Genomic DNA, 7259 nt, shown 5'->3' on the forward strand with positions numbered 1-7259 from the left:
TTATATTTTGCGATGTTTCTTTAAAGCAAATACGTTTCCTACTGCAAATAATATTGAAAAAAGTAATAATACAGTAAGATCTAATGCAATCTCTGTAAACCCTTGATTCCGAATCATCACTTGTCTCATTGCGTCAGCGCCGTATGTGAGTGGAAATACTTTCCCTAACATTTGTAGCCACTTGTTCATAGATTCCAATGGAAACAATCCAGAAAAGAAGATTTGTGGCACAATAACAAGCGGTATAAATTGAATCATTTGAAATTCATTATTTGCGTATGCCGATAAAAACGTACCTAATGTTAGTGCAGTTAAAGAGAGCATACATGTAATAAGTAGCGTTAGCCATATGGAGCCAGCTACGTATAAATCTAAAATATAAACGGAAAAGCTTACGATAATAATGGATTGTATAAAGGCAAAGATTCCAAAACCAATAATATAACCTGCGACTATTTCCCATCTTCTTACTGGGGTGGATAATAACCTTTCTAGCGTACCACTTAAACGTTCTCTTACGAAAGATACACCTGATAATATAAATACAAAGAAAAATGTAAAGAAACCAATTAATACAGGACCAAGCCCATCAAACATCGTAAAGTCTTTAGAGCCATGTAAATAATTTACTTCAGGTTTCATAATCGATACATCATTCTTCTCTGTGCTTTCTTGCAATACTTGAAGTACAGCACGATTTTTTGACGAATCACTACCTTCCAACAGAAGTTTCATTTTTCCATTCTCTATACGAAATACTGCATCTACCTTTTGTTTTTCCAACTCAGAAATCGCCTTTTCCTTACTGTATTCATAAATTGACGCTTCTTGATTTTTCATCATTTTTACTATTTGAGCAGGCATATCAACAACAGCAATTTGCGGTATATAGTCTTTCTGTGTAAACACTAGTGACAAAAGCCAAAGTAATAACATCGGTGCTCCAAACATCATTGCTAACGAACGCTTATCTCGAAAAAATTGACGAATAATACGTATAATTACACCAGTAACTCTCATGATGGCACCACCTCTTCCAGCAAAAAGACATCTTCAATCCGTCCAGATGACACGCGTTTTTTCAATTCTTCAGTTGTTCCAACCGCAACTAGTTTCCCTTCTCTAATTAATCCTAGACGCTCACAAAATTCAGCTTCATCCATAATGTGCGTCGTTACAATAATCGTTGTGCCTTTCTTTTTAAGATCATAAAATTTTTCCCAAATCGTTTTCCTAAGAAGCGGATCTATCCCCACTGTAGGCTCATCTAAAATTAATATTTCTGGTTCATGGAGGAGTGCTATTGCTAATGATAAGCGTTTTTTCATTCCACCTGAAAATTGTTGTACTTGCTTTTTCATATACTGTGACAATTGTACAAGTTCAAAAACCTCTGCAATTCTTGTCTTTTTACTTTTTCCCTTTAATCCATACATCGTTGCTATAAAATCTGCATTTTCATATGCTGACAATTCTTCATATAATGCATCCGCCTGGGCCATATAACCAATTCGTTTCATTTCATTTAAATTAGGCATATTAGTATTATTAACAAGCACTTCACCTTTCGTTGCCTCATTAATACCTGCAATCATTTTAATGAGCGTTGTTTTCCCCGATCCAGAAGGTCCAACAAAACCAAAAATCTCTGCTTTTTCAACTTGCAATGAAAGATTGTGTAACACTTCTTTTTTCCCAAAACTTTTTGATACAGTCCGTAAAATAATTGAAGGTTGTTGCACGTTTCATCCTCCTTTTCCAATAAAATGAGTGAGTACTCACTTTTATTTTACCCTTGCTTAATTATATGTCAAACTTCATTGATTAGTATGTATGTTCAATCAACGATATTAAACAATGAAACAGAGTCGACATTAGAATTTCATTTCCTAAAGTCGACTCTGTTTCATTTAAACTATAAATTTCACTTTACGTTTTTAAATTCATATACTTCCGAATTCTAGCAACGTCTAAAGAATATTCAATAACTAATTGCTGTAACGGTAAAATAACTGTGTCAGGATATAAATGGGCATATTGTAATGTTTCTGCATATTTTTCTAACCTTTTTTCTAAATATTTTATTATTTGATCAGGATGACTTACTAATAAACATTTACAATAATAATGTATTTGTTCCTCAATCGCCGTGTATTCTTCAATTTCATATTCTTTATGCATGTGTACACCCCTTTAAGTTTTTTACATGAATTACTTATCACAATTTTCACTCGACAAATTTTAAGTTTTTTGATTATTTACACTATAACAAACACTCAGGGTCAAATTTTGTTACTTTATGTAACGTAGAAAATTTTTAACAAAATTGTAATGTTAACTCCTGCAAAATACATAAAGCCCCTTTACTCATTATTGTATAAAAAAATCGTACAGCTTAATTTAGCTGCACGACTACAATCTCTGGCCTATTCAAAATTCTTTGCGGAATGATACTATTTCCTAATCCTCTACTCACTACCATTGATGTATTTTGTTCTACATATAAACCTGCTGTATATTTAGGTAAAACACCTTGATTTGGCGCAACTAATCCACCGATAAATGGCAATCTAACTTGCCCTCCATGAGCATGTCCCGATAAAACCAAATCCAACCTCTCATTCGTATATTCCTTTATAAATTCAGGCCGATGGGATAATAATACATTATATTTATCTGGCTGCATTTCAATTTTCGCTTTTTTAATTTCATCTATTATAATATTTCCTTCATCACGGTTTCCAGTAACAAACTCTGGATCATCAATACCTAGCAAGTTTATTTCTTGCTCACCCTTTCGAATGCCTACATGTTCATTCCTTAAAACATTGACATCATATTTCTTCAACTCTTTTTCTAAATTGTTATACTTTCCAGACCATTGTTCATGGTTTCCTGTCACAAAATATACAGGATACTTCTTTACAATTTCTCGTATTAATTGCATACTAACTTCTGCATCGTATGATTTACTGTCAATTAAATCACCCGTAATCGCAATAATATCTGGGTCTATACTTTTTATTTTTTGAATTAACACATCTTGATTATCGCCAAATTTTTTATTGTGTAAGTCTGAAATTTGTAGAATTTTATACCCTTTAAAAGAGGATGGTATTTTACTAGAGGTTATTTTAACCTCAGTTATACTTATTAAATTGTTCTGTAAATATAAAAAGATTGTAAAACCTACTAATATACAAATAATCATTACGATTCTATTAATCTTTTTTTTCATATTTTCTCCTTTATATTCTCATCAAACACTTCTATATGCTAACTGAATTATATTATACTTTCTTGAAATTTATTTAAATTAATAAAATAATACAGTACATAAAATTTCATATGAGATACGTCATATATATTCGTTATATTTTTACTTTTACCTTTTTAATAATAAGAACACAAAAACGACTCTTATCACACGAAAAGAGTCGTTTTCTAACTTTATACTTTTAATACTTTTATGTTAAAAATGCGAAAACTAAAATACTATTACCTAAGAGCCTTAACTATAACTTCAGTTGCCTCTGCAATGAGTTGATTATCATAGGTAGCCTCTTTCTCATCTTTACTAGATAAAATTGCGATGATAATTGGTGCTCTATTTGGAGGCCAAACGATAGCAATATCATTTCTTGTCCCGTAACTACCAGCACCTGATTTATCTCCAACTACCCAGTCAGTTGGTACGCCTGCACGAATAAGTTTGTCCCCTGTAGCATTTCCTTTCATCCACTCTGTAAGAATTTTACGTTTTTCAGCTGGAAGTGCATTTCCGACCGTAAAAGCTTTAAGATTCGTAGCAATAGCTTTCGCTGTACTAGTGTCACGAATGTCTCCTGGAATAGCTTCGTTTAATTCTGTTTCAAAGCGATCAGACATAGTAATCCGATCCCCCATATGCCTAAGCGCTTTTTCATATCCTTTCGGTCCGCCTATTTTATTAAATAAAATGTTCCCTGCAGTATTATCACTTGAACGAACAGCAGCCTCAGCAATTTCTCCTAGTTTCATTCCAGTATCTACATGTTGCTCTGTAACAGGTGAATAATCCACTAAGTCTTCTTTCGTAAATGTGATTACTTCATTTAATGTATCAATTGAGTTTTGCTGTAGTAATACTCCTGCAGCTAAAGCCTTGTAGGTTGATGCGAAGGCAAATCTTTCGTTAGGTCGATAAGAGATTGTTTGATTTGTACCAGTATCAATCGCATATACACCTAATCGAGCATCAAATTTTTTCTCAAGTTGAGAGAACTCTTTATGCGTCGCCTGATTTTTATGTTTCACTTGTCCAGTCTTTTCTTTCGCTTCAACTTGCAGTGCCCCTCCTGTAAAAGCTTCTAGGCTTGTAATACTTAAACCTAATATACCAACGCATATTCCTATTTTTAGCATCCTCTTATTTTTCAAAATCATCATTCCTTCCAAATTTTTAGCACCTTTTTATACGTACACATAATAGACAATCACCGAACCAAATTTGTTCCATAAACTAAAAAAATTATAGCTAGTATGAGAGTTATTAACAAAATAAGAGATAGTAGCTACGACGCCTCTATCTCCTATTTCATATTTCATTTTTTTACTTATAAATGGCTTTATATGAACAGGTTCTTTCCCTGAGAAAAGTACTCTAATTTTGCTTAGAACTACCTGTACTAGTAGCTTCACCATGTATACGTTGCTGTTTTAAATCAAAGTATACATCTAATACTTCCTTTCCGATTATAGAATTAATTCCATTTTTATCATCATGAAGCCATGGAACTACTACGGAAAATGCTACTTCTGGATTATCATATGGAGCATATCCAACTAACGTTAAGTTGTAACATTCCATACGTTCTCCTTTTGCATTTCTACCAATCGGGTCATCTCCACCATATACAGTTTGGGCTGTTCCTGTCTTTCCTGCTGGTTTATATGGCGCGTTTTTGAAATATTTCACGCCAGTTCCATCACCTTCTTGGAATACCCATCTAAACCCTTCTTTTATCCGATCAATGTGTTCTTTCTTCATATCAATTCGATTTAATACGACAGGCTCTATGGAACGTATAACTTTGCCAACCTCTTCTTTTATTGATTGTTCTCGTATTTCTTGTACAATTTGAGGTTGCATTCTATAACCACCATTCGCAATCGTTGAAATATATTGCGCTAATTGCAACGGCGTATACGTATCATACTGACCGATAGAAAAATCTAGTAAAAACCCAGGTTGACTATCTACTTTTCTCGTTTGTCCAATTATTTCATTCGGTAAATCAATACCTGTTGGGACACCTAAACCAAATTGCTTGAAATAATAGCGCATCGTATCAAATGCTCCTTGCTTAATATCCAATGAGCCATTTGGTACGTAATTAACTCCCGCAATTTTTAAAGCTGTCTGGAACATGTATACATTCGAAGATACTTGTAAAGCCCGTAAATCATTAATATTACCAAATCCGGATACATTCCACGATTTCTTAGCTTGTGTACCTTTAAATTTCATCGGCGCGTCATAAAATTGATCTCCTGGATGTATTGCGCCTGTCTCATATCCAGTTAATAAAGTAGCACCTTTTACAGCTGACCCTAGCTCATACGAAGTTGTCATGTTTCCTAATGCCAAATCCTCAACTTCTATTTTCCCTTCTTTTTCTACAATCTTTTTGCCTGCCATTGATAAAATTTGTCCGTTATTTGGATTCGTCATGACAACAAAAGCTCGATCGAGCAGTGGCTCTGAACTCTTAAAAGCTCTCAAGTTTTTCTCTATACTTTCTTCCACTTTCTTTTGTAATTCCATATCAATCGTTAATGTTAAACTATTACCACTTTTTCCTTTAGAGATTATTTCTGTGCTAACAATGTTTCCTGATTTATCAGTAATATTTTTCACTTCTTCTTTTGTGCCGTGTAATACATCTTCATATCGTTGTTCAATATAACTTTTTCCAACACGATCATTACGGTTATATCCACGTACTAAATAAGAATCTAAATTTTCTTTCGGTAATCCTTCTTCACTACTCGTAATATTTCCTAATACAGAACGAAATAAATTACCGTTTACATAATTACGTTCCCAATCAACAGTTGCATCTACTCCTGGAAAATTCGCAAGATTTTCGCTTATCCGCGCATACTCTTCATCTGTTACATCTTTTTTAATGATTTGTGGTGTTAGTTGATAACCTGAACTCATTTTACTTTTAATAGCTAACACCTTTAAATCTTGTGCTGTTAATTCTGCTAATTCTACCTCTGTAACACGACCTCGTCTTAAGTCTTCTATTTTTTTATCTAACTCTTTTCCCTCTATACCCTTTTCTTTAAACTTTTCTATATCTTTCTTAGTAATCTTTGTCTCCGCACGTTTCGAATTCAACTGCATCCAAAAATCTTTTTTATCGATATCTGTTAATTTATTTATATCTTGTTCAGGCATTTCAAGTACTTTCGCCAAGTCTTTTGCTGTTTTTAAAATATCTTCACTCGTAATTCCCTTCATCCTTGTATACGTAATTGTGCGAAGAGATTTATTATTAACAACTGTTTTCCCTTCTCGATCTAAAATTTGTCCACGTGGAACTGGAATACTAGTTATTGCATTTTGACTACTTTCCACTTGGTTCTTATAAGCCTCTCCCTCAACGATTTGTACCTTTCCTAGCTGCATAATAATAGCTGAGAATAGTACAAATATGCAAAGGAACATTATATTTAATCGAATAGATATATATGTCTTCTGCTTCTTGCCTTTTTGTTCTTTCATAAATCCTCCATTTAATCCTTTCAGAAATTGCTACAAATACTAAAAGCATTCCTTATATATTAGATACCGATAATCGGTTATAAATATTGCCTCAATTTTTTGCTTAATCCTTGTAAGCAACCATCTCTTTTCGTTTAGATACGGAATTAATAACTCTCCCTTCCTGTTTTCTCTCTATTTTTTTGCCACTTGCATGAGAAGTGCTAAACTGTATAATGACTCTTATTAAACTTACATATAAACTTGCTAGTAAATTTTCATGCTAATTATTCCTTTCTTCATGCTGTAATACTTAATAGACAACCTAAACAATAAAGTTGTTCCACATTTACAAAAAAAATAATTAAATATAAGATGAAATAGGCTACATAAGGGAGGGTTATATGTTACATATAAAAAGATGGAGATTTTTTGCGGTTTTTTCTATCGTAGGTTTGATTTTACTAATTTTATTAAAAATCAACTTCATTTCAATTACTATCGC

At 33.0% G+C, this 7259-nt stretch carries 6 protein-coding genes; all 6 read right to left on the bottom strand.

Annotation, left to right across the window (positions count from 1 at the left end):
• The 6 genes from CN409_RS29695 to CN409_RS29720 all read right to left on the bottom strand — a co-directional run bounded on the left by CN409_RS29695 (window position 1) and on the right by CN409_RS29720 (window position 6775).
• A complete protein-coding gene (locus tag CN409_RS29695; protein ID WP_086391149.1) occupies window positions 1-1020 on the bottom strand; it encodes an ABC transporter permease in 1020 nt (339 codons plus the stop codon).
• A complete protein-coding gene (locus tag CN409_RS29700; RefSeq protein WP_001187074.1) occupies window positions 1017-1742 on the bottom strand; it encodes an ABC transporter ATP-binding protein in 726 nt (241 codons plus the stop codon). Before CN409_RS29700 ends, CN409_RS29695 begins: the two co-directional genes overlap by 4 nt.
• 187 nt (window positions 1743-1929) lie before the next feature.
• On the bottom strand, window positions 1930-2181 hold the full coding sequence (locus CN409_RS29705; protein WP_000548621.1) for a hypothetical protein: 252 nt from the start codon (window positions 2179-2181) through the stop codon (window positions 1930-1932).
• 214 nt (window positions 2182-2395) lie between these two features.
• Complete coding sequence (locus CN409_RS29710; protein WP_000727189.1) at window positions 2396-3238, bottom strand: metallophosphoesterase; 843 nt, start codon at window positions 3236-3238, stop codon at window positions 2396-2398.
• Between the two features lie 260 nt (window positions 3239-3498).
• On the bottom strand, window positions 3499-4425 hold the full coding sequence (gene bla, locus CN409_RS29715) for a class A beta-lactamase Bla1 (RefSeq protein ID WP_139788854.1): 927 nt from the start codon (window positions 4423-4425) through the stop codon (window positions 3499-3501).
• A gap of 217 nt (window positions 4426-4642) precedes the next feature.
• Window positions 4643-6775: a peptidoglycan D,D-transpeptidase FtsI family protein gene (locus CN409_RS29720; RefSeq protein WP_000662984.1), complete on the bottom strand. Its 2133-nt coding sequence runs from the start codon at window positions 6773-6775 to the stop codon at window positions 4643-4645.
• Window positions 6776-7259 lie beyond the last annotated feature (484 nt).

Source organism: Bacillus sp. AFS012607, from assembly GCF_002558005.1.
GTDB lineage: Bacteria > Bacillota > Bacilli > Bacillales > Bacillaceae_G > Bacillus_A > Bacillus_A thuringiensis_S.

Coding starts and splice junctions, on each gene's coding strand:
- CN409_RS29695 (WP_086391149.1), bottom strand. CDS start 1,020: ATGAGAGTTACTGGTGTAATTATACGTATTATTCGTCAATTTTTTCGA.
- CN409_RS29705 (WP_000548621.1), bottom strand. CDS start 2,181: ATGCATAAAGAATATGAAATTGAAGAATACACGGCGATTGAGGAACAA.
- CN409_RS29710 (WP_000727189.1), bottom strand. CDS start 3,238: ATGAAAAAAAAGATTAATAGAATCGTAATGATTATTTGTATATTAGTA.
- bla (WP_139788854.1), bottom strand. CDS start 4,425: ATGATTTTGAAAAATAAGAGGATGCTAAAAATAGGAATATGCGTTGGT.
- CN409_RS29720 (WP_000662984.1), bottom strand. CDS start 6,775: ATGAAAGAACAAAAAGGCAAGAAGCAGAAGACATATATATCTATTCGA.